This window comes from Halosimplex rubrum (assembly GCF_013415885.1).
GTDB classification, from domain to species: Archaea; Halobacteriota; Halobacteria; order Halobacteriales; family Haloarculaceae; genus Halosimplex; species Halosimplex rubrum.
The window spans coordinates 400,954-421,210 of record NZ_CP058910.1 but is presented as its reverse complement, the minus strand read 5'-3'; the positions used below and the strand labels follow the sequence as shown (position 1 = coordinate 421,210).

Below are 20,257 nucleotides of genomic sequence, written 5' to 3'. Positions count from 1 at the left end.
CGATGGCCGGCGACTGGACGGTCCGCGGGATCACCCGCCGGCTGTTCCCGCTGCTGGTCGCGCTCACCTGTCTCGAACTACTCGGGGGCCTCACGCTCGGGTCCTTCGAGGCGACGCTGACCCGCTACCCCTCGCTGCTCGTGCTCGTCCCGGCCACCATCGGGACGGCCGGCAACCTCGGGAGCGTCCTCTCGGCGCGGCTCTCGACGGCCTTCCACCTCGGCCTGCTCACCTTCGAGCCGACCGACGAGCGCCTCGGCGGCAACGCCCTCGCGACCCTCGCGCTCGCGGTGACGGTGTTCCCGCTGGTCGGCGCCGGCGCCTGGGCCGTCACCTGGGCCACCGGAACAGCGGCGCTACCGGCCCTGACCGTCGTCGCGGTCGCGCTCCTGAGCGGCGTGGTGCTCTCGGTCCTGGCCGTCCTCGTGACCGTCGTCACCGCCTACGGCGCCTACCGCTTCGAGGCCGACCCCGACGACGTGGTCATCCCCGTCGTCACGAACGTCTGCGACGTGCTCGGCGTGCTCGTCCTGTTCGGCTCCGTCCGGGTGGTGGTCGGGTGAGCGGTCGTCGCCGCGACGCCCGCCCCTCCCGGGGTCCGCCGGGAGGTGACGACCGGTGACCCTGCGCTCGGTCGCCGTCGAGACCTACCGGAGCGCGCTCCCGCCGCTGCTGGTGAGCGCCCTCGGCGGCCTGCTCGCGGGCGCCATCCTCGGCGGGATGGAGGGGGAACTCGCCGCGGTCCCGGGCCTGCTGGTCGTCGTTCCGGCGTTCCTGGCGATCCGCGGGAGCGTCTACGGCTCGCTGGGGTCGCGGCTGTCGAGCGCGCTCCACCAGGGGCTACTCGAGCCGCGACTGGCCTACGACGACCGACTCGCGAGGGCGGTCGCCGCCGCCCTGCTCAACGGGCTGGGGGCTAGCCTCGTCGCGGCGACGCTGACCGTCGGCCTCCTGCGCGCGCTCGGACGGCCGGTCGCGCCGTGGCCGACGCTCGCGCTGGTCGCTCTCGCCGGGGCGGCGATGGCCGGCGTCGCGCTGGTCGGGACCATCCTGGTCGTCGTCTTCGTCGGTTACCGCCGCGGTGCCAACCCCGACGACCTCGTCGGCCCGGCCGTCACGACCGCCGGCGACGTGTTCGGCATGGCCGCCCTGTTTCTGGCGACGCGGCTCGCGCTCGCCGTGAGTTGACGGTGGGTGTTGGAGACCGGAGTGCGCCGACCGTTCCAGCTACCGCCGCGACAGCCACCGCGACCGCGGACGCGATCGTGACCGCCGACAGCGTGAAAGCCCCGCCGCGTTCGACCGGCCGGGCCTCGCTGCGTTCCTCGCCCTTCGGGCTGCGGTGCTTACGTCGTCCGGGACGGCTCGAACGCGGCGCCCCTTTCATTCCCTCCCGAATCGACGGTCGAGCCGGCAGGCTGGGGCTTTCACGCTGTTTGCGTCTTCTGCGGCCGTTGCGCTTTCTGCGGTCGTGACGGTCCCGAGGTCGGCGGTGTCGACGGCGGAACTCCCAAACCGTCCACGCCGGGGGCGACTCGCACACGAAACCTCGAAGTAGGGAGGGTGCAAAGACTCGCGCATGGTAACTCTCGCAGAGTCGGCGACGGAACTCGTCGACAGTATCGTCCAGATGCCGGGCGAGTTCGCGGAAGTGGCGGCCCACGACCCGGTCAACTACGTCCTGATCGCCTTCGGCGCCCTGTTCGTCGCCGCCGCGTCGGCGGTGTTCGGCTACCTCTCGCTGGGCGCGTTCTTCTCGCTGTTCACCGGCGCGAGTTCGCCGCCGCCGGAAGCGCGATAACCCGTCGCGGCCGCCCGCTATTCTCGCGGTTCAGTCCATCCCGCCGAGCAACTCGATCGCTCGCTCCGCGTCGGGACCGAGCGGCGACGCGGCGACGAAGCTGTCGGCGTACTCCAGCACGGCGTCGATGTCGTCCGCGACTTCCTCCGGCGAGCCGGCGATGCAGAAGGCGTCGAGCATCGCGTCGGTCACTTTGCCGGCGGCCTCGCGGAACTCGCCGGCAGAGACGGCATCACCCACTTCGCTCGCGGCTTCGCGGTCGATGTCGTGGCGTTCGAGCACCGGCGGGGGCGCGCCGCCGGCGACGAACGCGACGGGGAAGCGCGCCTCCTCGCGGGCGGCGTCGCCGTCTTCGGCCACACTGACCGAGGCGTAGGCGGCGAAGTCGAAGTCGCCGCGACCGTCGGGCCGCTCGCCCAGCCCCTCGGCGACGCGCTCGCTGGCCCACGCGTAGTCGCGGGGGTGGGCCCCGTTGTAGAGGACGCCGTCGGCGTGTTTGGCGGCCATGCGGGTCATGTGCGGGCCCTGTGCGCCGACGTAGACGGGGATCGAGCCGGCGTCGTAGTTGAGGCCGGCGTCGTCGGCCTCGAAGGTGCCGTCGTGGTCGACGCGCTCGCCGTCCCAGAGGCGCTGGGCGACTTTGAACGTCTCCAGCACTCGCCGGAGCGGGCTGTCGGGGTCGATGCCGAGGTTGGCGAGCGTCGAGGCGTCGCCGGGGCCGACGCCGAAGACGCCGCGGCCGCCGCTGTACTCGTCGAGCGTGGCCATCCGCGAGGCGAGCGTCACGGGGTGGGTCTCGTAGGGGTTGGCGACGCCCGGGCCCACGTCGATCCCGTCGGTCTCGCCGGCGATCGCCGTGAGCGCCGAAAACTGGTCGCGGTTGTTGTAGTGGTGGCTGACGAACGCGGCGTCGAAACCGACCGACTCCGCGGTCGCGCCCAGCTGTGCCATCGTCGAAACCGGCCGCTCCGGCGTGAGTTCTATCGCTCTCATTCGGAGTTCTCTCGCAGTCGCTGTTTGTCGTACTCCCACTCCCGCAGCGCGTCGCGGACGTAGTCGCCCTCGGGCGACCGGAAGAGGCCGTCGTGGGGCTCGTGGTCGCCGAACTCGAAGTCTCGAATCACGACGACGGGGAGGCCGTCGTCGCCCTCGCCGGTCAGGAGGTTCGCGGCGGCGGCGAGTTCGTCGACGACGGCCTCGACGGTGACGCCGAGTTCGCGGCCGTCCCGGTCCGATTCGCCGCGCCAGTCGCGGGCCGCGGGCAGCCCCGCCCAGCCGAGGGCGACGCCGCGCTGGCCCTGGCGGAACGGTCGCCCCGACGTGTCGGTGACGACGACCGGCGCGTCCAGGGTCGCCGAGATCCGTTCGGCGCTGGCGGAGGGGTCCTCGGGGAGCAGGAGTAGATCGGAGCCGGGGACGTTCGAGCGGTCGATGCCGGCGTTGACGGAGATGTGGCCGAACCGGGTCACGGCGAGCATGAGCGGCTCCTCGGTCAGCAGTTCCGCGCTCTCTTCGAGGACCGCCTGGGCGAAGCGGGGGTCTTTCTCCTCGCCGGCGAGTTCGCCGATGCGCTCGGCGATGGCTCGCGCCCGCGGGTCGGGGTCGAACTCGTCGAGGTCGGCGCCGCGGCCTTCGGCCTTCGAGACGATCGAGTGGGAGACACAGACCACGTCGCCCTCTCGGAGGTCGACGCGCTCGGCGACGAGTTCGCCCACGTCGTCGCCGGGGCGCACCTCGGGGAGCCCGTCGACCGCGAACAGTTCCATACCCGCTCTGGGTGGTGGCCGGCCAAAAGCGCCCCGCTACGAGCAGGGCTCGCCCGGGTCGGTGACGGACGCCGATCCGAAACCCTGGTAGGCCACCGCTGCACAGGCCAGCCTATGCCCGACGACCCCGCAGCCGACGCCGCGACGCTGGCCGACACGGCCGTCCGGGCGGTCGAGGCCGGCGGCGCCTACCTCCGCGAGGCCTTCGAGAACGGCGGCACGCCGGCCGACTACACCGCGAAGGACGTGAAAGCCGAGGCCGACCGCGAGGCCGAGCGGCGCGTCCTCGACGCCATCGCCGACGAACACCCCGATCACCGGATCTCCGCCGAGGAGTCGGGCGACTACGACGGCGACGGCGAGTACCGCTGGGTGGTCGACGCCCTCGACGGGACGAACAACTTCGCCGCCGGCATCCCCACCTTCGGCGTCGCCGCGACGGCCTGCGAGCGGACCGGCCGGGGCGGCCCGGAGAACGAGCCCGTCGCCACCGCGGTCCACGTGCCGGTCCTCGACGACACCTACGTCGCCGAGCGCGGCAACGGCGTCCGGTACAACGGCGCCACTGCCGAGGTGACCGACGGGACGACGCTCCCGCCGGAGAAGGCGACGGTCGCGATGATAATCGGACCGGAAGTCGTCTCGGGCGGCGCCGAGCGCCGCGAGTGGGACGCCGTCGCCGACGCGGTCGCCGAGGTGCCCAAACGGACCGTCCAGACGTGGGCGCCGGTGGTCTACTGGGGGCTGCTCGCCCGCGGGAAACTGGAGGGGTTCGTCTGTTACTACCCCGCCGAGCGCGAGCAGGTCGCCGGGTCGCTGCTCGCCCTGGAGGCCGGCGCGGTCGCTCGCGCCGAGGGGCCGCTCACGGTGTTCGGGGCCGACCGCGAGATCCGCGACGCGCTGTTCGACGCCGCCACCGACGCGCTCTGATTCTCCCCATCGTATCTACCCCGATCAGGCCTCGCGGACGGTCACGTCGAGGTCGCCGTCGGCCGCCTCGACGGTCAGCATCGTCGCCCGGTCGGCCGGCGCGGCACCCGTCGCGCTCCCGGGGTTCAGGACGCGAACGCCACCGACCTCCCGGTCGAAAACCCGGTGCGTGTGGCCGGCGACGCCCACGCGCGGTTCGTCGGCCTCCTCGCGGACGGCGGCCGCGACGCGGTCATCCCAGTCGCGCTTGGGGCCGGTGCCGTGGAGGACGACGAAGGTGACGCCGCCGAACTCGACGGTTACCCGCTCGGGCAGGCCGACCCGGGGGTCGGTGTTGCCGGCGACGGCGGTCAGCTCCGGCGCCAGGTCCCGAACGTCGGCGAGCGTCCCCTCCGAGTCGAAGTCGCCGGCGTGGACGACGTGGTCGGCCGCGCGGATCCGCTCGCGGAACGCGTCGGGGATCCCGCGGGCCCGCGAGGGGATGTGCGTGTCGCTGATGACGGCGAGTTCCATGGGGGCGAGTTCGGCCGGGGCACGCAAGTCGGTTCCCCTCGCGGACCGCGCCGGTCGCACCGCCCGGCGTCCGCGCTCGCGGCGACCCCGCCGCTGATACGACCCGCGGTCCAACGTCGGACCGATGACCGATTACGACGAAGCGGCCGCCGAGCGAGGGGACGACGAACCCGCGGAGACCCACGTCGTGACGGTCTTCCTCCGCAACGGCGGGGACGTGCTCCTCCTCCGCCGGAGCGACGCGGTCGGCTCCTACAGCGGGCGGTGGGGCGCCGTGGCGGGCCACGCCGATGGCGAGACGCGACCGCAGGAGGCGTCTCGCCCACGCGAGCGGGGAGCGAGCGGCTCGGAGCGACCCGCGATCGAGGGCGCCCCCGACGCCGCCGCGCGCGAGGAGATCCGCGAGGAGACCGGGATCGACCCCGACGCCGAGACTGCCCTGGTCCGGCGGGGCGACCCCTTCGAAGTCGTCGACGACGGCCTCGGCCGGCGCTGGGTCGTCCACCCCTATCTCTTCGATTGCGACGCCCGGGCCGTCGACCCGAACGAGGAGACCGCGGAGTTCGAGTGGGTCCCGCCCACGGCGCTCCGCCGCCGGGAGACGGTCCCAGACCTCTGGCGTTCCTACGACCGGGTGCGACCGACCGTCGAGACGGTCGCCGGTGATACCGCCCACGGGGCGGCCTGGCTCTCGCTGCGCGCGCTGGAGGTCCTCCGCGACGAAGCCGCGCTGGCGATCGAACGGGCGAACGACGGCCGCGGCGCCGGTATCGGGGACGGTCCCGCGAGCTGGGACGCCCTCACCGCCGTCGCCCGCGACCTGCTCGACGCCCGCCCGTCGATGGCCGTCGTCGCGAACCGGGTCAATCGAGCGATGGACGCCGCGGTCGGAGCGACCACACCGGCGGCGATCGAAGCCGCTGCCCTCGAAGGTATCGAGCGAGCGACGGCTGCAGACGCCGATGCCGCCGCCCTCGCGGCCGACCGACTGCCCGACCGGATCGCCACGGTCTCGCGGTCGGGGACGGTCGCGGCGGCGGTCGAGCGGGCCGACCCGGAGGCGGTGCTGGTCGCCGAGTCCCGTCCCGGTCGGGAAGGGGTCGGGACGGCCGAGCGCGTCGCCGAGACGACCGACGCGGCGGTGACGCTGACGACCGATGCCGCGCTGGCCGACCGGCTGGCGGCGACGGGCGTCGAAGCGGTCGTCGTCGGCGCCGACACGGTGTTTCCGGACGGTCGGGTCCTCAACAAGGTCGGCACGCGAGCGGCCGCTGCTGCGGCCGCGACCGCCGGCGCAGACTGCTACGTCGTCGCCGCGAGCGACAAGATCGCGGCGGCTGAAGCGAACGGCGGCGACGGCGTGGACGGCGCCGACCGCGCGGAGACCGACGGCGCCGACCGCCAGGAGCGCGACGCCCGGGAAGTGTACGGCGGCGACGCCGCCGTCGCGGTCGCGAACCCGATCTTCGACGTGACGCCCCCGGAGCTGGTCGACGCGGTCGTCACCGAACGCGGCGCGCTGGACGCCGACGGGGTCCGCGAGGTCGCGGTCGAACACGCCGGTCTCGCCGGCTGGCGGTGACCGCCGCCGAGGCGCTCAGTCGTCCTCGCGGCTCCCGTCTGACAGCGCCTCCCGGAGCGGCTCGGGCGCGCGGTAGTCGCGGTACTCGACGACCGCGGTCACGAGGAGAAACGCCGCGAGGAGCGCGACGCCGGTCGCCTGCGAGTCGCCCACGTCGGCGCGGTCGAGGGCGCTGTGGAACCAGAAGAGGTTCGCCAGCGCCGTCGCGTGGAACTCGTGGGCGTATCGAGCGCCGGCGGTCGGCAAGAATCGCCACGCGTCGGGGAGCATCGCCCAGATCCCGCCGCAGACGACCAGCGTCCGCTGGAAGGGGACGCGCGGGATCACCGTCAGAACGACCGCGGTGCATGCAGCCCCGACCGCGAAGTGCGTGATCGCTAGCGACATATCCGAGCGTGCCGTCGCTTCGATGCCCGGGTACAACACGCTGTCGCAGCGCAGTCGCGTCGGTTCAGGCGTCGTCCCGCGAAACCGTTTTGACCGAGACCGTCCTCGGATCGACCGATGACGACCGATGCCGCCGCGGGTCCGGTCGCCGAGCGCGTCGTCGTCCGGTACGCACCGGTGACCGACCGCATCTCCGAGGAACTGGTGACCTCGCGATACAGCGCCTACCTCCGACGGACGGAGTCGGGACCGGTCGCCGTCGGCGACGAGTGGGAGGGGTTCGTCAGCCGCGGCTGCGGCGCCACCGCGGACGTGACGCTCACCGTCGAAGCCGTCGAGGGCGGCGACCGCGTCGGCGAGACGACCGAGTTCGACTTCCTCCCCCGCGACGGCGGCGAGTCCGCGATCGGGGACGACTGACCGACCCGGCGCTCACTGCTCGTCGAGGGCGACGGGGACGCCGGCCTCGGCCACGCCGGCGGCGAACTCCCGGGAGTCCGTCTCCAGCGTGGAGAAGGTGTTGTAGTGGACCGGGACGACGAGTTCGGGCTCCATCGCGGCGGCGAGGGCGGCGGCCTCGTGACGGTCCATCGTGAACCGCGGCCCGATCGGCGGGCAGAACACCGACACCTCGACGTTCTGGTGGGGACCGAGCGCGTCCGTGTCGCCGGGGTAGAGCACCCGCTTGCCCTCAACGTCGACGACGAACCCGCAGCCGAACCCCTCGGGGTGGAACGGCGTGCCGTCCGGTCTGGTGTGGGGACCGTCCTCCTCGTTGTACGCCGGGACCGTCCAGATCGGCACGTCGCCGACGGTCAGCGACTCCGTGTCGCCGACCGTCACGACCTCGTAGGGCAGCGAGGAGAGCGGCGGCAGTTCGCGGTTTTCGACGCCGTCCTCGATGGCCTCGAACGCGACGATCGTCGTGTCGGGGCCCGAGACGCGCTCGACGCCGTCGGGGTCGTAGTGGTGGACGTGGGTGAGACACACCACGTCGGCGTCCTCCGGGCGGTAGTCCCGCGCGGGCGGGTGGCCGATCCCTTCCGTGTCCGGCTCCCACTCGCCGGTGAGCACGCCGTACCGGCCGGGGTCGGTGTAGACGACGGTCTCCTCGCCGGCGAACCGCAGCGTGGCGTAGCCCAGCCACTCGACGGTGATCCCGTCGTGGCGCACGGTCATTGGTCTCCCTACGCGTCTCGGCGCACATAAGTCGGGTGCTTGTCGACCGAACGTGCGCGTTTGCGCTGTCTTACCTCGGATACGGTGCGAATACGTGGACTTTTCAGGAGCGACGGCGAACCCGCGGGTGGTGGCGATGACGAGCAGTTACCCCCACTGAGACCCGTCTTCTGTTGATAGATGGACACCGGGGACACCCAAAACGATCACTCGAGCTGATCGAGTAACTGTGCGACGTAGGGGCTATCGTCCCAGCTTCGGTTCGGACTGATCGTCCGAATCAGCTCGCGTACCTCCTCGGCGGTCATGTGCCCGTCGCGCGCGTAGTCACAGAGCAACCGGGGCGTTGGGACGATCCGCGGTCCGGCCAGCGCGGCGTGGACGAGAGCAAAGTTGTTCCCACCGAACTCGTCCGTGAGAAAGCCGTCGGCTTCGATCGCGTTCGCGAGGGCGATCCCGTCCGTCTCGCCGTCGTCGAGTCCGAACGTCGGCCGTGACTCCGGTGTCGCCGAACGCTGATACGGGTCGTCGATGTCGTAGTGGGCTCGCGCCGCGAGGACGTTCTGGGCCGCCGCCGCGTGGATGTCACTGTACTGTGCAATCTCCCGGAGTTCGGTGACGACCGACGGCGGGACCGACACCGCACACGATGTCAGCACGTACTGGAGCGGGTCCGGCCCCGTCTCTATGTCGTACGTCTCGTCGGCGCTGGGAACGGCGAGGCTGACGAGTGCGCTCGTGTCCGCGACGACCGTCCGCAGGCGTGGCCGGCCGCTCATCGCTGGTCTGCCGACTCGTCAGACGCCTCGGGCGACACGGACCGTCGATCACCGTTGTAGATGTCAGTTTCCTCCGGCGCGGCGAGATCGTGGGGCTCTCCGTCGAGGTCGGCCTTGAGGAGCCGAAACCGCTGGGCTGTCTCGGGGTCGACGAGTCGCTTGACCGTCTCGAAGTCCAGTTCGTCGTCGTAGTACCGCTGGGCGACGAGTTCCTGGAACTGGTCGCTGTGCGCGGTCTCTTCGATGTACTCGCGGATCGCTTCGACGAGCAGGTCGGTCCGATCCGTACCCAGGAGGTCCGCGATGGCGTCAAGCTGATCGACGAGGGACTCGGGCGACTGGAAGTGGACTCGTCGGGGATCGTCACTCGCGCTCATTCGATGTGCATATTCTGCACACAGATTGATAAGGATTGCGTCAGAATGCACAAATCTTGCACACGGAGGCGCCACTCCTGCGACAGTAGATCGGTCACACTCACGGGACATCGAGATCGAGGTCTGCGACGAGACTGCCGACCAAATCCATTCGCGCCACCGACCGCTTCGCTTCCTCGACGTGTTTGGCTTTCTCCTCGGGGAGGTCGCTGGTACGGTCGTCGAGTTCTTCGAGTAGCACCTGTTTCTCGGCGTCGATCTCCGCCAGGTCGATCGCGACGCCGAGCGTGTCGAAGCCGTCGACGGCGGCTGTCCGGACTCGTCCGTCGTCGTCTTCGAGTGCTTCGAGCAGGAACTCGACGAGACGAGTCCTGTTCTCGCGCAGGTCGTCGATCGTGTAGCCGTCGATGCGCTCTGTTTCGCTGGCGGCGATCGTAAGTTCGAGCATCGGATAGGCATCGCGCAAGAACCGAACGACCGACTGGCGGACGTAGCCGTCGTCGCTCTCGTAGACCGGATAGCAGGCGTCGAACAGCGCCGCATACTGTTCGGCGCGCACAGCCGAATCGACTGCTTCGATCGTGTCGATTGCCTCGTTCACGCGGCCGGTGTCGCCGGAAGCGAGTGCCTCGGCAAACGACTCCGGAGTGCGGTCCATACTGTGGGCCAAGAGCCCGTCCGTGGTAATTGCGGCGCTCACGCTGTGGCCCGCTGTGCCCGTCCCGGATAAACGAGCTTTTGACCTGTGCCGGAGTAATATCTCACGGTGGCGATGACGAGCAGTTACCCCACTGAGGCCCGATTTCTAGTAATAGATTTTCTCTGGGTAGGCTGTCAGAGTCGATCGATCGGCTTGTTGATGATGTCGAAAACCTCGTTGGCGCGGTAGAACCGATTGCGATCCTTCCCGGTGAGTTCCTCAAGTACCCCGTCGTCTTCGAGCCGCCCGACGAGTCGGTTAGCCGTGCTGTACTCGACCTCCAGCCACTCGGCTGCCGTATTGACGTCGAGGTACGGATCCTCGAAGAGACGCATAACCAGTTCGAGAATGTTCCCCGACCGTTCGCTCTGATAGCGTCGCTGGTAGTCCTCGCGAAGATCGACCAGTAAGTCCGCCCGCCGGTGTGCCTCGTCGGCCTGCGATTGGACACCACGCAGGAAGAACAGCAGCCACTCCACCCACTCTCCACGCTGACTGACCGCCAGCAGGTGGTCGACGTATTCCGAGCGTCGTGCGTTGAAATACGAACTCAGATAGAGATATGGTTCCGGTAGCAGTCCATCGCGCTGCAGGAGCAGACTGATCAGGAGCCGTCCCAGCCGTCCGTTCCCGTCGAGGAACGGGTGAATCGTCTCGAACTGGTAGTGGATCAGTCCGATGCGAAGTAACGGATGGAGGTCGGTGTCCTCGTTGGCGTATTCGAGCAGGTCCTCTAGTAACTCCGGAATCTCGCTCGGTGGCGGGGGGACGTATCGCGCGTCCTGGATATACGGAGTGCTACCGATGAAGTTCTGCGTCGTCCGGAGTTCGCCGGGATCGGCTCTGTCTCCACGGACTCCAGAGAGCAGGCGATAGTGCATCTCGCACAACAGCTCGGTAGTGATGGGATCACCGGCGGTTATCGCGTCTAATCCGTGTGTGAGCGCCCGGAGATAGTTCACGACTTCCTGGGTGCCCTGTCGCCTGTCCTCGTCGATGAGCGCTTCCTGTCCGGCTTCGTATGCGTAGATGTCTGACAGCGTAGCGTGTGTCCCCTCAATCTGCGAAGATTCCAGTGCTTCTTTCCGAATGAACGGTTCGATGAGGATCTCTCTCGAACCGACACGCGGCCCGATTCCGTGAAGTCGACCGAGCGCTTGCGTCGCTTCTGCCAGCGGGGTAACGAGGTCGTCAGTGCTGATCGAAGGCGGCAGTGAGGCCGGCCGGAATGCCGAGTATGTCCCTTTCGGAGTCGTACTTGGAACGATTTCGCCGGGCGCCGCTTCGCCGAAGTCGTCTCGATCCATCAGTAGTCGTACGCGCACAGATACACGGTCCGTTATTGTTATTTCTTATCCGAAATCCAAATAGCGGACTGGCAATTTGCAGTATTACCACTACCTGTCGTCGAAGGTCGGGATAGCTCGCAATACGCTCACCGGAGAATCACTCCCTCGGTGTCGGACCTGTCTCCGATAAACGGGTTTTTGGGGCCCGCTCGGCTACCTGTTCACGGTGGCGATGACGAGCAGTTACCCCCACTGAGCCCCTTGTGACGAGGACTTTCACCGAGCCACCGTCTCACGCCCGCGAGCGGCGGCGCTGGAACGCTGGCTCTGAGTCGGACGACCGGTCAGAACGGCGACGCCGGCCCCTCGTCGGACTCGCTCGCGTCGGCCGCGTCGAGTGGCCCGTCCCAGTCGTTCAGCCCGCCGTGGAGGCTCTCGACGGGGCCGTCGACGCCCTCGTAGGAGCCGACGAGCCGCGCGGCCTGGACGCTGGATTTGCCCATCGGGCAGACCGTCACGACGCGGTCGGCGCCGTCGAGTTCCTCGACGCGGTCCGTGAGCTGGTTTGCCGGGATGTTCTCGCTGCCGGGGATGTGCCCGCGCTCGAACGAGCCGGGGTTCCGGATGTCGACGATCCGGAGGTCCTCGGGCGGTTGCTCCCCGTTCTCGTCCAGTAGCTCCTGCAGTTCATCGCCGGAGATCTCGCCGTCCATCGTTGGTCGCGATCGGTGGTCGGACGGCATATGTTCGTCGGAGTTCGCCGGGAGCACCCGGCGGTCCCCGACTACAGCAGCCCCTCGTCGCGGGCGACCAGCAGCGAGACGAGCGAGGCGGCGAACGGGACCTCGCGCGAGCGGACCGCGGCCACGGCTTCGTCGGCGGGGACGGCGAACGCCTCGATGTCCTCGCCGCCCTCGCGCTCGGCGCGTCCGGGTTCCAGGCCGGTCGCGTAGACGACGGCCTGGGTCATCCGGGTCCACGCCGTCGGTTCGAACACCTCCAGTAGCTCCGCCTCGCCGGCGCGGAACCCCGTCTCCTCGCGCAACTCGCGGACGCCCGCGTCGACGAACGACTCGCCGTCGTCGACGGCACCGCCGGGGACGGTGAGCAGCGACCGATCCAGCCGGGCGTCGTACTGTTCGAGCAAGAGGACCTCGCCGTCGGGCGTCTCGGCGACGACGGCCACGAAGTCGCCGGGGTCGATCCAGTAGTAGCGGCTCACCGCGCCGTCGGGCTGGCGGTACTCGTCGTAGCCGGCCGCGAAGTAAGGGTTCTCCCAGACGACTTCGGTGTCCAGGCGGGTCCAGCCGGCGCCGGCGTCGGCCGGCGGGTCGTCGAGGTCGGCGGCGCTCGCGGGAGTCGGCTCGGCCGGCCTCCCGCCGTCGGTCACAGGTGTCCCTCCTCGCGGGCGAGTAACAGCGGCAGCAGCGAGATGCCGTTCGCCGGTCCCTCGCGCTCGCGCAGCCGGCCGACCGCTTCGTCGGCGGGGACCGTCTCCCACTCGACGAACTCCGCGTCGTCGAGGTCGCGCTCGCCGCGGTCGAGGTCGGTGGCGACGAAGACGTGGCGGGTGTAGCGCGTCCACGGCGTCGGGACGTACGCGTCGAGCTTCCGCAGGTCGCCGGCGACGAAACCGGTCTCCTCGCGTAACTCTCGGGCCGCGGCGACCGCAGGGTCCTCCCCCGCTTCGACGCCGCCGCCGGGGAGCCCGAGCGAGTAGCGACGCAGGCGCGGGCGGTACTGCTCGACGACGACGACTTCCTCGTCGTCGGTGAAGGCCACGACCACGGCCGCGTCGCCCGGTTCGAGCCAGTAGTACTCCGCCCGTTCGCCGGTGGGCCGCTCGACCACGTCCTGACCGGCCTCGAAGAAATCCGTCTCCCAGACGACCTCGCGACCGTGGACGGGCCACGCCGGGTCCTCGCGTTCCCAGGGGTGGGTCCCGGTTTCGTCCGCCGAGTCGGCTCCCGGGTCGTCGTCCCCGCTCACAGCAGCCCGTCCTCCTTCGCGAGCAACACCCCTTCGATGGTGGCGTCGTTGGCGGGCTGGCGCCGCGCCACCTCGAGCGCCTCGTCGATGGGGACCGTCGTCACCGAGAGGAACTCGTTGCCGTCGAGCTTGCGCTCGACCGGTTCGAGGCCTTCGGCGAAGACGATGCCCCGGCGGTGGCGCAGGACGCCGGTCGAACACCAGAAGTCCTCGATCAGCGAGATGCCGGCGGGGTCGAAGCCGGTCTCCTCGCGGAGTTCGCGCGCGCCGGCGGCCGTGAACGACTCGCCGTCCTCGACGATGCCGGCGGGGAGTTCGAGGCACTGCTCGCCGATGACCGGCCGGTACTGGTCGACGAGGACGAGGTCGTCGCCGGACCGCGCGACGACGACGACGGCGTCGGGGAGCTCGGCCCAGTAGTACTCTTTCTCGGTGCCGTCCGGTTGCTCGACGCGGTCGTAGCCGCCGGTGTACCAGCCGGTCTCGTACTCCGCCTCGCGGTCGGTGACCCGCCACTCGTGGTCGGGTTCGCGAACCGGTCCGTCCGCCGCGGGGTCGACAGTCGGCGCACCGTCGTCGGTCCGTTCTCGGTCGGCGTCGGTACCGTCGACGCCGTCGCCGTCGTCGGGGTCGCTCATGGTCGCTGTCCGACCGCGACCCGGTAAAGCGTGCCGTTGTACGAGACGAGCACGCCCGACTCGGAGACGGCGGTCGCGTTGCGCGCCGAGAGCGCCGACCGCTCGTCGAACGGCGAGTGGGTGAACGCCTCCTTGAACCCCCACGGTCCCTCCCGGTAGCCGTCGGAGGTGCCGTTGCGGAGTGCCTGCGTGGTGTAGGGGTACTGTCGCTCCGAGAGCGCGGAGCCGTTGACGGCGGCGCTGGCGTCGACGGCCGCCGCGCCGGACCCGTCGGCGGACCCGTTGCCGTCGACGGGCTCGGCGGTGACGTAGTAGGGGTCGCCGCTCGCGAGCAGCGACGGGAGGGCACCGAGCGCGAGCAGCGCGACCACCACTCCGAGGATCAACAGGACGGCGTTGCGAGTGACCCGACGCATACCCCTCGCTACGGCCGTGCGCGTGAAAACGACACGGATACGCGACGGCGACGGGCGAGCGCGCTACTCGTCGCTCGCTCCGTCCGCCCCCTCGCCGCGCTCGTCGGTTCCAGTGGCGTCACCGTCGGTCACCATCTCGCGGTAGATCCGGCCGAACGCCTGCCGGCGGAGCGTGCCGACGGCGGCCTCGCGCTCCTCGTGGAAGGTCGCGGCGACGACGGTGTCGGCCGCCGGCGCGGCGTGCCAGACGACGCGGTCGACGTTCTCGTTGCCGACCTCGTGGACCTCGTAGCCGTCGTTGTCGGCGACCCACTCGTCGAACGCCTCGCGCGAGCCGACGCGGACCTCCAGCATGGAGGCGAACAGCGCGTCGCGGGCGGTCTCGACGACCTCGCTCGTCACGCGGTCGCGGTACTCCTCGGCGTCCATTTCCATGGCCTTCGCGGTCTCCTTGACGACGACCTGCGCCGTCGGCCCGAGCGCCTCGTAGCGCTCGCGGGCCGCGGCGGCGGTCGCCGGCGCGATCGTCCCCTCGGTGTCCATACGCCCCAGTTCGGCCGCCGCGACTTAGGAGTCCCCGGTTTCGTCGCCGTCGGCGTCGGCGTCGGCCGCGTCCGCGGCGTCGCCGTCGTCGGTGGCACCGTCCCCAGAGCCGTCGTCGCCGGCGTTCTCCCGGCGCCGGCGGGTCAGCTCCTTCGCTTCGGCGAGTACGTCGTCGGTCTCGCCTTCGAACTCGTCGAGGTCGGCGACGCCGCCCGGCGCCGCGTTCTCGACGGCGTCGGCGGCGCCCGGGCCTCGACCGTCACCGCGGTTCCCGCCCCCGTGTTGGTGTCCGTGGTCGTGGCCGTGACCGCTGTCGTGGTCGCCGCCGGTGGTGTCCTCGAAGACCTGCGGGAACTCCGCCTCGTCGGCGTGGTCGACGACGCGCTCGGCGAGATCCGGCGGGTCCATCTCCGCCCAGTCGTCGACGCGGTCGTCGAGCCACGCCTCGTGGTCGCCCCCGCGGAGCATGGCCGTGAACGCGAGGTGGTTGGCGAGGTGCTCGGCGTCGGTCTGGGGGTCGCCACAGACGGGACACGCGTAGCCCATACCCGCCCCGACGGCCGCGAGGCGCATATGCCTTTCAGAACCGGTCGAGGGTGGCGGGCGACGGGCGGCGACCGACCGCGACGGCGTCCCACCCCGGAGCGCGGTCGAAGAGCCGACACACGTAAGAACCGGACGGCCCTCCCCTCCGGTGATGTGGCCCTGGGGACACCTCGCGATGGCGTATCTCGTCTACAGTCTCTACGCCCGATTCGGCCGCGGTCACCGCCCGACCGCGGCGGCCACGCTGGTCGTCGCGTTCGGGTCGCAGTTTCCGGATCTGGTCGACAAGCCGCTCGCGTGGACGCTGTCGATCCTGCCGACCGGCCGGTCGCTCGCCCACTCGCTGCTGGTCGTCGGGCCGGTCGTCGCGCTGCTGTACACCGTCGCCGCCGCCCGCGAGGAGGGCGAGGAGCCGCTCGTCGTCGCGTTCGGGATCGGCGCGCTCGTCCACACGTTCGGCGACGCGCTGTACTCGCTGGTCGCCCTGGAGTTCCGCGAGGCCGGGTTCATGCTGTGGCCCGCGGTCCCGCCGCTGGAGTCCGAGGTCGAGCAGAGCTTCGCGGCGCACTTCGCGCTGGTCGACCTCTCGCCGGAGCTGTCCTTCGAGTTCCTGCTCGTCGGGGTCGCCGCCGTCGTCTGGCGGGCCGACGGCTACCCCGGCCTCGCGACCGTCCTCGCGCTGCCCGGTCGCGCCTGGCGCGGCGTCACCGGGGCCGAGTGACCCAGCCGATCGATGCCCGAGTTCCCCGACCCCGACACCCGAAACGCGCTCGCCGAGGACTGCCGGCGCTGCCCCGCGCTCACGGAGTGTCGCGAGCGCATCGCCTGGGGCAACGGCCCCGGGGATACCGGGCTATCGTAGAATGTGAAAGCGTTTGCACGGTCGATCGCAGGCTGTCATACGGTCGTCCGAGCGATGTCTATCATATTCTACGGTGCTCCTTGGCGGCGAAGCGCCCGACGCGGGCTACGCCAGCGACGCCTACTCTACGAATGCGGTACTACTGATGGCCACGACAGTCAGCAGGGCGGCGAGTAGTGCGCAGGCAAGTCGGTCACAGCCACCGACGTTCTGTTCAGGCATGTCTATGCAGTGGGTCGCGTCGTGCTTGTCTCATCTCTCACGGGTGGCAGGACGAGAACCGAACGACGAAGACTGAATCGGACTGACCTACGTCACGGTCAGTGTCTCTTTGATTACCACCGAGTTCGTCGGCGTGTGGACGACGCGAACGGTAATCGTATCACCACTATCAAGTTGACATGGCGTCCCGGCGATTCGGAACGTTGCCGTCTCGCCTGCCTGCCACTGACCGCCTGCTTCGCCAATTGGCCCGCCCACTGAGTTATATGAGTTGTCGAAAATATCGTCGCCTCGAACATACTCGCTCGTCGGTACCGGGTCGCCACCACTCGCTGGCAGGTTCACTAACCGACCGGACTTCCCGCAGGCGCCCTGTGCATCGACAGCGATTTCGAGGGCAGATGCGGATAAGGTGTCACCTGCAACGTGTGTGATGTTAACGATTCCGCCATCGAACCCGTCTTGTGTCAGGAGTTCACCACTCGATTGACCAACAACGGGGCCGGGCTGGTTAGCCTCGTCGACGAAACCGAGCGCAAACACCGAAACTGTCGCAGCGAGTATCACCACAGTAGCGACCATTAGAATGTTCGCTATGACTGGTGAAACGGCCCGTGACGACAGATTCACTGTATTATGGTCATCCTGTCCCTTGGCACTAATCTCTTCGTATTGGTTACTACCTCGACGTGGCTGAACTTGAGTCGGACGACGAGGACTGTGCTCGGTGGCCCACGAGAGCCGCTCGAGCACGCCGTGAATGAAGTCGTCGCTGGAGCGAGTGGGCTCGTCCCGCTCGTGCATCCCTCCTACCAGGAGGTGTGGATCGGTCGACTCGGATACTCTCGTGAGGAGTACGTCGCGGCGATCCGGGAGACGGTCGCGGCGGTCGGGGAGTAGCGTCGCGGCCCGATGTGCCGCCGCGATACGCCGGAACCACGTCCGCCGCGCTTGCCGAACGTTGATACCGGCGGGCGCGATAGCCATCAGTGATGTACGCCGTCGTGGGCTGTAGCGACTGTTCGATGCTCTGGGTCGTCGAGGGGCGCCCGGAGACCAGCCAGTGTCCCCGCTGCGGGACGACCCGCCAGTACGCAAAGCGCAAGAAGTTCGTCTCCACCGACGAGGAGGACCACGCCCGGGAGGTGCGCGCGTCGATGCTCGCCAACCGCCAGGGCCACGGCGACGCCTTCGCCGAACTCGACTCCTTCTCGGAGATGGAGCGCCAGCTCGACGACGTGGGGCCCTCCGACACCGAGTATCTGGAGGGGTCGGGACTCGACGCCGACGCGGTCGCCGAGGCGGGCGAGCGGGCGATGGAGTCGAGCGGGTCGAAGAGCCGCAAAGAGCGCGTCCGCGACGCCGTTCGCGAGGTCGACGAGGCGACCGAGGACGCGGTCGTCGAGGACGCCGCCGAGCGGGGCGTCGACGCCGAGTACACCCGAAAGACGCTCGAAAAGCTCGTCCGGGCGGGCGAGGCGACGGAGAACCGCGGGACCTACCGACTACTCTAGAGGATGAACACGACCGCGAATATCGGGACGCCGACGAGGTAGACGAGGCCGTAGACGAACAGGTTCGTCGGGATCTTCCCCTCCTCTTTCTCGGCGTCCAGCGTCTCGTGGTCGATGGCGTCGTGGAACTGCGCGGGGATGTCCTCGCGGACGGTGGCCCGCGTGCGGAAGCGGTCGAGGGGGTCCCAGTCGGTCAGGCCGAGCTTCCAGGCCGCCGAGACGACCCAGACGATCCCGAGGACGGGGCCGAGAAAGAGGACGACGAGGCCGACGAGCGGGTTGAGGACGCCAGCGTCGACCGCGCCGCCGACGAGACGGACGGTCGCCACCGGCGCGATGACCCCAGCGGCGGCCGCGTAGATCGGAGCCCGGTCGTCCATCGTCGGACACGAGGGAAGCGACCGCAATAGGCGTTTCTCCGGCACCGGTGACGGTGCCGACCCGGTCCCGGGCGGTCGGCGCGGTCCCGGGCGGTCGACGCGGTCCCGGGCGGCCGGCGCGCCGCCCGGACCGGCGGCTCAGACCAGGCCGAGCGCCTTCGCGGCGGTGGCGAGGGCGGCCAGCGTCGTCGCCGCGAGCTTCAGGAGGCGCATGACCCGGGTCGCGCGGCGCACCGGCAGGTCGTCGTCACCGTCGCCGTCCCCCTCGGCCGGAGGGGCGCCGCTGTCGGTCGTGCGGACCCTGCGGTCCGCGGTGCTGTTCGAAGGCATGGGTGTGGGCGCGTCCGCCGGGGCTCCCGGTCGGACGCAGTCGAACTACCGGGGGACGATACGTAAACGCCAGCCGTCACCGGAGCGGAAGTGAACGTGAAACGGGGTGTGACCGCTGAAAAGATTTCCGGGAGTCAGGTACTGCCTACCGCCCGAGTTCCTCGTGGGCGCTGGAGAGGTGCCGGGAGGCCAGCGCCGAGACCAGGGAGAGTTCGCCCGCGAGCGCGCCGGCGGCGATGACCTCCGCGAGCGCGTCGGCGTTCGACCCGACCGGGTCGCCGCCGCCGGCGACGCCGACCACGTCGAGCATCTCCGACTGGGTCGCGAGATCCGTGCCGCCGCCGACGGTGCCGACCTGCAGGCTGGCGAGGTTGACGCTGGCGTACAGTTCACCGGCAGAGCTCCGCTCTCCCGAGCCTCCGCTCGCTTCGCTCGCGGAGACCCCGTCGCGGGCCTCGACGGTCGTGATGCAGTTGGACCCCTCGACGACGTGGGCCTCGTCCTGGCCGGTGGCGATGAACACGCCGGCGACGACGTTGGCCGCCTGGGCGTTGAACCCCAGGCTCCCCGCCTTGGCGCTGCCGATCAGGTTCTTGCGGGTGTTGGCCTCCTCGACGGCCTCGGGCGTGGTGCCCAAGCGCTCCTCGACGGTCTCGCGGGGGATGGTCACGTCGGCCGTGACGGTGTGGCCGCGGCCCTCGACGGCGTTGATGGCCGCGGGCTTCTTGTCCGTGCAGAGGTTGCCCGACAGCGCCACGAGGGAGGCCGGGGTTTCGTCCTCGACCACCTCGGCGGCCGCCCGCGTCGCGATGGTCGCCATGTTCATCCCGTTGGCGTCGCCCGTGTCGTAGGAGAACCGCAGGAAGACGGAGTCGCCGACGAGGTAGGGCGTCACCGACTGCAGGCGGCCGTGGCCGGTCGTCGACTCGGCCGCCTCGGCGAGTCGGTCCTCGTTTTCCTCGACCCACTCGGCGACCTCGGCGCCCTCGGCCACGCCGTCGACGCGGAAGACGGGCGCGCGGGTCATCCCGCGCTTGGTCACCCGAGCGGTCGCGCCGCCGGCGGCGGAGATGGCCGCACAGCCGCGGTTGACGCTGGCGACCAGGGCCCCCTCGGTAGTGGCGATGGGGAGGTAGAAGTCGCCGTCCGCGGCCTCGCCGCGGACCGTGACGGGGCCGGCGACGCCGACTGGGAGCTGCGCGGCGCCGACGAGGTTCTCGATGTTCGAGTCGGCCGAGTCGGCCGCGAAGGCGTAGTCGCCGGTCGCCGAGAGGTCGACGCCGGTGTCGCGCTCGACGACGAGCCGGCGGGCGGTCGCCGCGGTCTCGGCGTCGGCGTGGTCCTCGAGTTCGTAGAGTCGCAGGTCGCCGTCGGCGACGCGGTCGGCGAGGGCCTCGGGGTCGCTCCCTCCGTCCGCGTCCGCACCGTCGGCGTCGGAGTCGTCGGTCATGCCCGGAGCCTCGCGGTCGACGCCCCTAACAGTTGCTGTCCGGTTCGCGCCCGAACGCTTAGGG

Annotated in this window: 29 protein-coding genes and 1 pseudogene; 10 read left to right on the top strand and 20 right to left on the bottom strand. The window is 70.1% G+C overall.

Translation table 11 applies throughout. The features are described 5' to 3' along the window. The first annotated feature begins 2 nt into the window (after window positions 1–2). The 3 genes from HZS55_RS02170 to HZS55_RS02160 all read left to right on the top strand — a co-directional run bounded on the left by HZS55_RS02170 (window position 3) and on the right by HZS55_RS02160 (window position 1,801). A complete protein-coding gene (locus HZS55_RS02170) occupies window positions 3–563 on the top strand; it encodes a magnesium transporter (RefSeq protein ID WP_179910125.1) in 561 nt (186 codons plus the stop codon). A gap of 55 nt (window positions 564–618) precedes the next feature. Further along, window positions 619–1,188 carry a magnesium transporter gene (locus HZS55_RS02165; RefSeq protein WP_179910124.1) on the top strand — a complete coding sequence of 190 codons (570 nt, stop codon included), beginning with the start codon at window positions 619–621 and terminating at the stop codon, window positions 1,186–1,188. Window positions 1,189–1,579: 391 nt separating this feature from the next. Beyond that, window positions 1,580–1,801: a hypothetical protein gene (locus HZS55_RS02160; RefSeq protein WP_179910123.1), complete on the top strand. Its 222-nt coding sequence runs from the start codon at window positions 1,580–1,582 to the stop codon at window positions 1,799–1,801. 30 nt (window positions 1,802–1,831) lie between these two features. On the opposite strand, the gene HZS55_RS02155 is transcribed toward HZS55_RS02160, so the two are convergent. Together HZS55_RS02155 and HZS55_RS02150 are read right to left on the bottom strand one after the other, a co-directional pair. Further along, on the bottom strand, window positions 1,832–2,794 hold the full coding sequence (locus HZS55_RS02155; RefSeq protein WP_179910122.1) for a 5,10-methylenetetrahydromethanopterin reductase: 963 nt from the start codon (window positions 2,792–2,794) through the stop codon (window positions 1,832–1,834). Next, on the bottom strand, window positions 2,791–3,567 hold the full coding sequence (locus HZS55_RS02150; protein ID WP_179910121.1) for a coenzyme F420-0:L-glutamate ligase: 777 nt from the start codon (window positions 3,565–3,567) through the stop codon (window positions 2,791–2,793). The genes HZS55_RS02155 and HZS55_RS02150 overlap by 4 nt, the downstream gene beginning before the upstream one ends. 114 nt (window positions 3,568–3,681) lie before the next feature. Between HZS55_RS02150 and HZS55_RS02145 the strand changes: the two genes are divergently transcribed. Further along, window positions 3,682–4,497, top strand: a complete 816-nt coding sequence (locus HZS55_RS02145) for an inositol monophosphatase family protein (protein ID WP_179910120.1) — start codon at window positions 3,682–3,684, stop codon at window positions 4,495–4,497. A gap of 24 nt (window positions 4,498–4,521) precedes the next feature. On the opposite strand, the gene HZS55_RS02140 is transcribed toward HZS55_RS02145, so the two are convergent. After that, entirely contained in the window at window positions 4,522–5,010 is a 489-nt protein-coding gene (locus HZS55_RS02140; RefSeq protein WP_179910119.1) for a metallophosphoesterase family protein, read from the bottom strand. A gap of 124 nt (window positions 5,011–5,134) precedes the next feature. On the opposite strand from HZS55_RS02140, the gene HZS55_RS02135 reads away from it, so the two are divergent. After that, complete coding sequence (locus HZS55_RS02135) at window positions 5,135–6,592, top strand: NUDIX domain-containing protein (protein ID WP_179910118.1); 1,458 nt, start codon at window positions 5,135–5,137, stop codon at window positions 6,590–6,592. 15 nt (window positions 6,593–6,607) lie between these two features. Here HZS55_RS02135 and HZS55_RS02130 read toward each other — a convergent pair whose 3' ends face one another. Then, the gene (locus HZS55_RS02130; protein WP_179910117.1) at window positions 6,608–6,979 is read right to left on the bottom strand and encodes a hypothetical protein; all 372 of its coding nucleotides are present in this window, start codon (window positions 6,977–6,979) and stop codon (window positions 6,608–6,610) included. 117 nt (window positions 6,980–7,096) lie between these two features. Here HZS55_RS02130 and HZS55_RS02125 point away from each other — a divergent pair, with 117 nt between their 5' ends. Then, entirely contained in the window at window positions 7,097–7,399 is a 303-nt protein-coding gene (locus HZS55_RS02125; RefSeq protein WP_179910116.1) for a hypothetical protein, read from the top strand. A 12-nt stretch (window positions 7,400–7,411) separates the two neighbouring features. Here HZS55_RS02125 and HZS55_RS02120 read toward each other — a convergent pair whose 3' ends face one another. The 12 genes from HZS55_RS02120 to HZS55_RS02065 all read right to left on the bottom strand — a co-directional run bounded on the left by HZS55_RS02120 (window position 7,412) and on the right by HZS55_RS02065 (window position 15,435). Continuing rightward, a complete protein-coding gene (locus HZS55_RS02120) occupies window positions 7,412–8,158 on the bottom strand; it encodes an MBL fold metallo-hydrolase (RefSeq protein ID WP_179910115.1) in 747 nt (248 codons plus the stop codon). A gap of 206 nt (window positions 8,159–8,364) precedes the next feature. Further along, a complete protein-coding gene (locus HZS55_RS02115) occupies window positions 8,365–8,937 on the bottom strand; it encodes a hypothetical protein (RefSeq protein WP_179910114.1) in 573 nt (190 codons plus the stop codon). Continuing rightward, the gene (locus tag HZS55_RS02110) at window positions 8,934–9,314 is read right to left on the bottom strand and encodes a ribbon-helix-helix protein, CopG family (protein ID WP_179910113.1); all 381 of its coding nucleotides are present in this window, start codon (window positions 9,312–9,314) and stop codon (window positions 8,934–8,936) included. Before HZS55_RS02110 ends, HZS55_RS02115 begins: the two co-directional genes overlap by 4 nt. A gap of 100 nt (window positions 9,315–9,414) precedes the next feature. After that, on the bottom strand, window positions 9,415–9,972 hold the full coding sequence (locus HZS55_RS02105) for a hypothetical protein (RefSeq protein ID WP_179910112.1): 558 nt from the start codon (window positions 9,970–9,972) through the stop codon (window positions 9,415–9,417). A gap of 176 nt (window positions 9,973–10,148) precedes the next feature. After that, window positions 10,149–11,321, bottom strand: coding sequence for a Fic family protein (locus HZS55_RS02100; protein WP_179910111.1), 1,173 nt, complete (start codon window positions 11,319–11,321; stop codon window positions 10,149–10,151). A 326-nt stretch (window positions 11,322–11,647) separates the two neighbouring features. Next, a complete protein-coding gene (locus HZS55_RS02095) occupies window positions 11,648–12,016 on the bottom strand; it encodes a rhodanese-like domain-containing protein (protein WP_179910110.1) in 369 nt (122 codons plus the stop codon). Window positions 12,017–12,087: 71 nt separating this feature from the next. Then, window positions 12,088–12,693, bottom strand: a complete 606-nt coding sequence (locus HZS55_RS02090) for an NUDIX hydrolase (RefSeq protein WP_179910109.1) — start codon at window positions 12,691–12,693, stop codon at window positions 12,088–12,090. Then, window positions 12,690–13,292, bottom strand: a complete 603-nt coding sequence (locus HZS55_RS02085) for an NUDIX hydrolase (protein WP_179910108.1) — start codon at window positions 13,290–13,292, stop codon at window positions 12,690–12,692. Before HZS55_RS02085 ends, HZS55_RS02090 begins: the two co-directional genes overlap by 4 nt. Next, window positions 13,289–13,930, bottom strand: a complete 642-nt coding sequence (locus tag HZS55_RS02080) for an NUDIX hydrolase (RefSeq protein ID WP_179910107.1) — start codon at window positions 13,928–13,930, stop codon at window positions 13,289–13,291. Before HZS55_RS02080 ends, HZS55_RS02085 begins: the two co-directional genes overlap by 4 nt. Beyond that, window positions 13,927–14,346 (bottom strand): hypothetical protein, encoded by a 420-nt coding sequence (locus HZS55_RS02075; protein ID WP_179910106.1) that lies wholly within the window; start codon window positions 14,344–14,346, stop codon window positions 13,927–13,929. Before HZS55_RS02075 ends, HZS55_RS02080 begins: the two co-directional genes overlap by 4 nt. Before the next feature lie 63 nt (window positions 14,347–14,409). Further along, window positions 14,410–14,889 carry a DUF5809 family protein gene (locus tag HZS55_RS02070; RefSeq protein ID WP_179910105.1) on the bottom strand — a complete coding sequence of 160 codons (480 nt, stop codon included), beginning with the start codon at window positions 14,887–14,889 and terminating at the stop codon, window positions 14,410–14,412. Window positions 14,890–14,913: 24 nt separating this feature from the next. Further along, a complete protein-coding gene (locus HZS55_RS02065) occupies window positions 14,914–15,435 on the bottom strand; it encodes a DUF5810 domain-containing protein (RefSeq protein WP_179910104.1) in 522 nt (173 codons plus the stop codon). A 151-nt stretch (window positions 15,436–15,586) separates the two neighbouring features. Here HZS55_RS02065 and HZS55_RS02060 point away from each other — a divergent pair, with 151 nt between their 5' ends. Beyond that, the gene (locus HZS55_RS02060) at window positions 15,587–16,156 is read left to right on the top strand and encodes a metal-dependent hydrolase (RefSeq protein WP_179910103.1); all 570 of its coding nucleotides are present in this window, start codon (window positions 15,587–15,589) and stop codon (window positions 16,154–16,156) included. A 12-nt stretch (window positions 16,157–16,168) separates the two neighbouring features. After that, window positions 16,169–16,297, top strand: a complete 129-nt coding sequence (locus tag HZS55_RS02055; RefSeq protein ID WP_394353548.1) for a hypothetical protein — start codon at window positions 16,169–16,171, stop codon at window positions 16,295–16,297. Window positions 16,298–16,606: 309 nt separating this feature from the next. Here HZS55_RS02055 and HZS55_RS02050 read toward each other — a convergent pair whose 3' ends face one another. Continuing rightward, a complete protein-coding gene (locus tag HZS55_RS02050) occupies window positions 16,607–17,149 on the bottom strand; it encodes a type IV pilin (protein ID WP_246308338.1) in 543 nt (180 codons plus the stop codon). Between the two features lie 156 nt (window positions 17,150–17,305). Here HZS55_RS02050 and HZS55_RS02045 point away from each other — a divergent pair. Both HZS55_RS02045 and HZS55_RS02040 read left to right on the top strand, forming a co-directional pair. Further along, window positions 17,306–17,419, top strand: a pseudogene (locus HZS55_RS02045) (uracil-DNA glycosylase); the annotation flags it as partial. Between the two features lie 92 nt (window positions 17,420–17,511). After that, entirely contained in the window at window positions 17,512–18,033 is a 522-nt protein-coding gene (locus HZS55_RS02040; RefSeq protein WP_179910101.1) for a DUF5817 domain-containing protein, read from the top strand. On the opposite strand, the gene HZS55_RS02035 is transcribed toward HZS55_RS02040, so the two are convergent. The 3 genes from HZS55_RS02035 to hmgA form a co-directional block, all read right to left on the bottom strand. After that, a complete protein-coding gene (locus HZS55_RS02035) occupies window positions 18,030–18,413 on the bottom strand; it encodes a hypothetical protein (RefSeq protein WP_179910100.1) in 384 nt (127 codons plus the stop codon). The genes HZS55_RS02040 and HZS55_RS02035 overlap by 4 nt on opposite strands. A gap of 138 nt (window positions 18,414–18,551) precedes the next feature. Further along, a complete protein-coding gene (locus HZS55_RS02030) occupies window positions 18,552–18,743 on the bottom strand; it encodes a hypothetical protein (RefSeq protein WP_179910099.1) in 192 nt (63 codons plus the stop codon). Between the two features lie 145 nt (window positions 18,744–18,888). Further along, complete coding sequence (gene hmgA, locus HZS55_RS02025) at window positions 18,889–20,193, bottom strand: hydroxymethylglutaryl-CoA reductase (NADPH) (RefSeq protein ID WP_179910098.1); 1,305 nt, start codon at window positions 20,191–20,193, stop codon at window positions 18,889–18,891. Window positions 20,194–20,257 lie beyond the last annotated feature (64 nt).

What these genes read in the sequence shown, in the direction of transcription:
- HZS55_RS02035 (WP_179910100.1), bottom strand. Translation starts at nt 18,413, where the DNA reads ATGGACGACCGGGCTCCGATCTACGCGGCCGCCGCTGGGGTCATCGCG.
- HZS55_RS02160 (WP_179910123.1), top strand. Translation starts at nt 1,580, where the DNA reads ATGGTAACTCTCGCAGAGTCGGCGACGGAACTCGTCGACAGTATCGTC.
- HZS55_RS02145 (WP_179910120.1), top strand. Translation starts at nt 3,682, where the DNA reads ATGCCCGACGACCCCGCAGCCGACGCCGCGACGCTGGCCGACACGGCC.
- HZS55_RS02120 (WP_179910115.1), bottom strand. Translation starts at nt 8,158, where the DNA reads ATGACCGTGCGCCACGACGGGATCACCGTCGAGTGGCTGGGCTACGCC.
- HZS55_RS02140 (WP_179910119.1), bottom strand. Translation starts at nt 5,010, where the DNA reads ATGGAACTCGCCGTCATCAGCGACACGCACATCCCCTCGCGGGCCCGC.
- HZS55_RS02080 (WP_179910107.1), bottom strand. Translation starts at nt 13,930, where the DNA reads ATGAGCGACCCCGACGACGGCGACGGCGTCGACGGTACCGACGCCGAC.
- HZS55_RS02170 (WP_179910125.1), top strand. Translation starts at nt 3, where the DNA reads ATGGCCGGCGACTGGACGGTCCGCGGGATCACCCGCCGGCTGTTCCCG.
- HZS55_RS02135 (WP_179910118.1), top strand. Translation starts at nt 5,135, where the DNA reads ATGACCGATTACGACGAAGCGGCCGCCGAGCGAGGGGACGACGAACCC.
- HZS55_RS02040 (WP_179910101.1), top strand. Translation starts at nt 17,512, where the DNA reads ATGTACGCCGTCGTGGGCTGTAGCGACTGTTCGATGCTCTGGGTCGTC.
- HZS55_RS02130 (WP_179910117.1), bottom strand. Translation starts at nt 6,979, where the DNA reads ATGTCGCTAGCGATCACGCACTTCGCGGTCGGGGCTGCATGCACCGCG.
- HZS55_RS02115 (WP_179910114.1), bottom strand. Translation starts at nt 8,937, where the DNA reads ATGAGCGGCCGGCCACGCCTGCGGACGGTCGTCGCGGACACGAGCGCA.
- hmgA (WP_179910098.1), bottom strand. Translation starts at nt 20,193, where the DNA reads ATGACCGACGACTCCGACGCCGACGGTGCGGACGCGGACGGAGGGAGC.
- HZS55_RS02065 (WP_179910104.1), bottom strand. Translation starts at nt 15,435, where the DNA reads ATGGGCTACGCGTGTCCCGTCTGTGGCGACCCCCAGACCGACGCCGAG.
- HZS55_RS02095 (WP_179910110.1), bottom strand. Translation starts at nt 12,016, where the DNA reads ATGGACGGCGAGATCTCCGGCGATGAACTGCAGGAGCTACTGGACGAG.
- HZS55_RS02060 (WP_179910103.1), top strand. Translation starts at nt 15,587, where the DNA reads ATGTGGCCCTGGGGACACCTCGCGATGGCGTATCTCGTCTACAGTCTC.
- HZS55_RS02030 (WP_179910099.1), bottom strand. Translation starts at nt 18,743, where the DNA reads ATGCCTTCGAACAGCACCGCGGACCGCAGGGTCCGCACGACCGACAGC.
- HZS55_RS02150 (WP_179910121.1), bottom strand. Translation starts at nt 3,567, where the DNA reads ATGGAACTGTTCGCGGTCGACGGGCTCCCCGAGGTGCGCCCCGGCGAC.
- HZS55_RS02110 (WP_179910113.1), bottom strand. Translation starts at nt 9,314, where the DNA reads ATGAGCGCGAGTGACGATCCCCGACGAGTCCACTTCCAGTCGCCCGAG.
- HZS55_RS02055 (WP_394353548.1), top strand. Translation starts at nt 16,169, where the DNA reads ATGCCCGAGTTCCCCGACCCCGACACCCGAAACGCGCTCGCCGAGGAC.
- HZS55_RS02125 (WP_179910116.1), top strand. Translation starts at nt 7,097, where the DNA reads ATGACGACCGATGCCGCCGCGGGTCCGGTCGCCGAGCGCGTCGTCGTC.
- HZS55_RS02155 (WP_179910122.1), bottom strand. Translation starts at nt 2,794, where the DNA reads ATGAGAGCGATAGAACTCACGCCGGAGCGGCCGGTTTCGACGATGGCA.
- HZS55_RS02105 (WP_179910112.1), bottom strand. Translation starts at nt 9,972, where the DNA reads ATGGACCGCACTCCGGAGTCGTTTGCCGAGGCACTCGCTTCCGGCGAC.
- HZS55_RS02100 (WP_179910111.1), bottom strand. Translation starts at nt 11,321, where the DNA reads ATGGATCGAGACGACTTCGGCGAAGCGGCGCCCGGCGAAATCGTTCCA.
- HZS55_RS02075 (WP_179910106.1), bottom strand. Translation starts at nt 14,346, where the DNA reads ATGCGTCGGGTCACTCGCAACGCCGTCCTGTTGATCCTCGGAGTGGTG.
- HZS55_RS02070 (WP_179910105.1), bottom strand. Translation starts at nt 14,889, where the DNA reads ATGGACACCGAGGGGACGATCGCGCCGGCGACCGCCGCCGCGGCCCGC.